General features: G+C 56.4%; 2 protein-coding genes. Both read right to left on the bottom strand.

From position 1 onward, the window contains the following. Positions 1 to 83 precede the first annotated feature (83 nt). The gene (locus RIFP1SYM_RS15955; protein WP_039960835.1) at positions 84 to 272 is read right to left on the bottom strand and encodes a hypothetical protein; all 189 of its coding nucleotides are present in this window, start codon (positions 270 to 272) and stop codon (positions 84 to 86) included. A gap of 157 nt (positions 273 to 429) precedes the next feature. Continuing rightward, positions 430 to 4011 carry an immunoglobulin-like domain-containing protein gene (locus tag RIFP1SYM_RS15950; RefSeq protein WP_005966783.1) on the bottom strand — a complete coding sequence of 1194 codons (3582 nt, stop codon included), beginning with the start codon at positions 4009 to 4011 and terminating at the stop codon, positions 430 to 432. Positions 4012 to 4033 lie beyond the last annotated feature (22 nt).

Here is a 4033-nt window from a genome sequence, read left to right as displayed (position 1 = left end):
GGGGCAAGCATTTGATGCCCAAGCTGAAAAGCTATAACGCATCAATACTGAGCTAAAGCGTCATAAGACGATGACGATTTGGCTCAATAAAACTCCCACCAGTTAAAGGGGAAGTCATTCTGGGTAAGTTGTTCCTGAAGACAGTGACCATAGCGCAGACAGTCGTCCATCTCACCTTCCTCTGATAAATAGAGCCGCGATTCTTCAACAACCCCGCCAGACCACCTGTTTGGCTGCGGCGCCTTGCTCTCGTAATAATTAGCGTTCTGCATGATTTTCTCCCGCTCTTCTCCTACTCTGAAGAGCCTTATTTATTTTGACGCCCATCACAAATCATAGAACAATCTCCACGATTATCCGGAAATCGGGCCAGGAAAGGCCCCATCCTTGCATCACAGGAAATTCATAAGCATCCATGATTGGGGTTGGTTACTCACCACCACCATACTCCAGACAGTCGATCCGCCAGGCATCCAGATCCCAGTTCTTCATCAGCCAGGAGAACCCCATCTCATTGGCTACAGGACAGATTGCATCAGCAGCATCTCCGTAGGTCACTCCAAACACCGCTTTACCCGCCTCAATGAATGGCATAAGAAGGTCACACTCCTCATACTCGAAACACTGCTCGTTAAGAGCCCAGTCAAAATCGTCCAGCAGGGCTTCGATCTGGTTCAGATCATTCTTTAGCCCGATGGAGAGCCCGCGCTGGTGCGCTTGGGCGGCCAGCCAGCGATTGTAGGCAAGCTGATCCTCTCCTGTCAGTTCAAAGCCACTACTGTTGGTGTAGCCATCCACATTATCGGGCTCCACACCATCGCATCCTTTGGCAACAGCAAGATCAAGACGCGCCGCCATGATCGGCCCCAACTGATCAATGTCTCTGATATCAAGCCAGGATTCTCCAGGCCACTCATCCAGCTGATTACCGATCACTGATGCCGGGAAATCCTCCGCATCGGAGCGCCAATCCTCAAAGCTGCCTGCACTGAAGTAGCAGATCACCACCCTGCCCTGGGCCTTGAGCGATGCGATCAGCTCCCCTGAGGCCTCGAACAGATCCACATCGTACATATCGACATTGAAGGAGGTATCCACCTCACCGCTGTTGATCTGCCACTGCCAGCTGGTGCCCGGCGCCGGCCGCCAGATCTCGTTCGATGATCCGGGCAGATATTTCGACAACAGCCGGATGTAGGGCGCCTGATAGGTGATAGAGTTCTCGGTGATCTCGTAGGAGTTCTCCGAGCCATTCCAGGACCAGTAACGCTTCATCGACGGCTGGTTGTTGAGGCGATGGGCAGCGTCCTCGATGTCATCGATGTAGACACCATCCCTCCAGTAGTGCTCGTTGGGACCGCCCACCAGATATCCCGGCGCAGGTCCATAGAGCGAGTTCTCCACGCCATCCCACAGCTCAGAGCCATCGTTGAACCAAAGATGGTAAAACTCAGGCACCGAGTTATCCGCACCAAACTCATCCATATTGGAGAGATAGGCGATGTTGTGCGGGTTCACACCATGCAGATAGTGCAGATAGCCCTGTGCCGCTGAGCCATAGTCGCCACTGTTTCCCGGATCAAAGCCAGATTCAGCAGTGGAGAACATCAGGTTGCCAGCATTACCCTTGCCCCTATTACTACCCCAATGGTGCTCATCGAGATAGGCCCGGTAGGGATCCTTCTGCTCCTGGAAGCGTGCCAGTGGTGAGAAAGGTACCCACTCTTCCGGCAAGCTCATGGCACGCAACAGCTGGGCCTGGATGGTTTCAACCAAGCCAGCATCGGCGCCGTCGAGCCCAGCATAGTAGATCAGGGCATCCTGGACCTCCTGCTGCATACCATCGAAGACCAGATACCCCCCCTCCCCGAGCAGCAGCGCGTCACTCTCTGCATGGGCCAGGATGTAATCCTGGAAACGCTGCTCACCGGTCAGAGCAAACAGATGAATCGCCGCGTTGAGGCGGTTGGCCAACTGATGGGACTCACAACGAGCGTCATCGTAACCACAATCCTCCGCTGCCGCATTCACAAACCCAGCATTGTCGAAGTTTGACGGAATTGACTCAGGATTCTCTTCCAGCCAATCCCAGGCATCGAGTGCTGCCTGGCGCAGGGTACCAGCAAACTCAGCATTGAAGTCACTGTAGACCAATGCAGCATGAGCATAGGCACCAGCAGCCGAAATGGTTGCCGAGGCAGTCGGCGGTGCATAACGACGTGGCGTCACGTCGCTGCTTGGCGGGCTGCCACCGTTCCAGTTGATGGAGGCAAGCTTGTGCAGCACCGAGCCATCCTCGATCTGCATACGCAGCATCCACTCCATCTCCCAGCGGACCTCATCGAGCAGATCCGGCACACCATTGCCCGACTCAGGGATCTGATAGTCATCCCCCCAGACTGCAGGGCGCTCCTGATAGGCATAGAGCAGATTGTGCACTGTGCCATCGGCATAGTTGATGTACTTATTGTAATCACCAGCGTCATACCAGCCGCCATGCAGGTCACGCCCAGTGGCCGGATCGGAACTCTCCGGATCCTCCGGGATCATTGCCCGTACATCATAGTCCTGCTCCGCACCACCGTGGGAGGCGCTGTCCACCCAGCGGGGATCAGCATAGGGCTCCTGCTTGGCGAAGTTCACCCGCTGGTAGAAGTAGCTGCGCACCGCCTGTTTCAGTACATCGGTATAGACATCTGCGCGGATATCAAAGGGATGTGAGGCGGCCTCATTCTCCGGATCGTAGACGTAGAATTCGCCTGTTTCGGTGAGTTCAGAGAAGTCGAACCACCAGGCCTTGTCTCCCGACTGATCGTTGGTAGCACCCTCATTCCACTGGGTCAAAGCCCCGATGAAGGCAATGCTATCATCAGCGGTGCGACGCACCTGATAGTCGCTGCCAGGGGCAAAGGTATCAGCGCTGTTGAAGCCCTCCTGCGGAGCAGCAATCACCGCCACCTTCTCCCCATCGGGCAGATAGCCAAACTGGTCGACATGGATATTGTTCGAGACGTTGAACTCCACCGGCGGGTTCTCCACCACCAGTACAGTGCGCATCTCTTCGGTAGAGTTGCCGGCATTGTCGCTGACGCTGTAGACCAGCATGTAGCTGCCAACGCTCCCGCTATCCACAGAGCCAGTGACCTCGATACGATCGCTGATATCGCCATCGAACGCATCGTTGGCGGTAGCACCCGGATCGCTGAACTCCACCCCCAGCTCCACCTCGTAGGGGTTGTCGCCGAGCAACACGATGATCGGCGCACTGGCCGCTACCACGTTCACAGTGCGGATGACGGTCGCTGTGTTACCGGCACTATCGGAGACCGTGTAGGTCAGCTGATAGCTGCCTGCGACCTCGATATCCACCTCACCATCGACCAGGATGCGATCGGTGATATCACCATCCACATCATCCTCTGCACTGGCACCGGGATCGATGAAAGGAGTGCCCGCCTCGATCGCAACTGGGTTATCACCTTCCAAGGTGATGACCGGGTCGGACGAATCGACCACCTCCACGCTACGGCTGGCGCTGGCGCTATTGCCCGCGGCATCAGTGACGCTATAGGTGACGGTATAGCTGCCAACGGTGCTGGAATCGACCACTCCGCTTACCACAATCGAGCCACTCAGATCACCATCAAAGGTATCGTTGGCGGTGGCCCCCGGGTCGGCGAAGGTCTCACCGGCCTGCAGGGTCATCGGGTTGTCACCCAGCAGGGTGATGACCGGCGCGCTGCCCGCAACCACGATTACAGTGCGGGTCACAGTCGCCTGATTGCCCGCTGCATCCGCAACCTGATAGGTCAGGGTGTAGGTGCCGGCGGTCGTATGATCAACCGAGCCGCTGGCCTGAAGATTGGCACTCAGATCCCCATCCCGATCATCACTGGCCGTCGCGCCTGGATCACTATAAGCGACCGGACCAGCCTCACGGGTCACACTGCTACCACCATTCAAAGTAATCACTGGCGCCACCGTATCTGGTGCTTCGGCGACCACAATCATCAGACTGCTGCTGTCACTACCC

Source organism: endosymbiont of Riftia pachyptila (vent Ph05), from assembly GCF_000224455.1.
GTDB lineage: Bacteria > Pseudomonadota > Gammaproteobacteria > Chromatiales > Chromatiaceae > Endoriftia > Endoriftia persephonae.
This window is presented reverse-complemented; position numbering and strand designations above follow the sequence as displayed.

Excerpts from the sequence above, each read along its gene's own strand:
- RIFP1SYM_RS15950 (WP_005966783.1), bottom strand. The coding sequence starts at position 4,011 with ATGATTGTGGTCGCCGAAGCACCAGATACGGTGGCGCCAGTGATTACT.
- RIFP1SYM_RS15955 (WP_039960835.1), bottom strand. The coding sequence starts at position 272 with ATGCAGAACGCTAATTATTACGAGAGCAAGGCGCCGCAGCCAAACAGG.